The sequence below is a fragment of the Clostridioides sp. ZZV15-6388 genome (genome assembly GCF_020657755.1).
GTDB lineage: Bacteria > Bacillota > Clostridia > Peptostreptococcales > Peptostreptococcaceae > Clostridioides.
Map to the genome: position 1 here is coordinate 1 of NZ_JAGWCU010000097.1, position 468 is coordinate 468.

The following is a 468-nucleotide window of genomic DNA, read 5'->3' on the forward strand; positions in this document are numbered from 1 at the left end:
TCTGTATATATTCCCAAGCTACTAGTTGAATCGTATTTCAAAGTTCTATCAATAAAATCCTTCCCTATACCAAAACTTGGAACCCCCATAGCTATTGCTTGAACTTTAAATTCTTTTTTTATCTTTTTATCTCCATCATATAAAGTTAATCTTATTTTATCTCCTGCTTTTACTCCCATTTCTTTTGCTGTATCAACATGAGTAATTACTATTTCATCTCCAGTTTGAAGTCTTTCAAGATTTATTTTTCCATCTATTATATTCTTGTTTAATGATTTTACATCATTTTCATTTATACTTTGTAAAAGGTCATACTTAAATTCAACATCATAGTCCTCCATACCAATTTTTACACTTCTTGCAGATTCTATTCTTTTAATTCCTTCCATGTTCTTTATTTGATTAAAAAAATCTTTACTTAGAGGATTATCCATTTGTAAAATATTCAAATTATCTTTAGGATTTTTA

1 pseudogene is annotated in these 468 nt (G+C 26.7%); it reads right to left on the bottom strand.

From position 1 onward, the window contains the following. Nucleotides 1–468: pseudogene (locus KGF48_RS19915) on the bottom strand (ABC transporter permease); the annotation flags it as partial.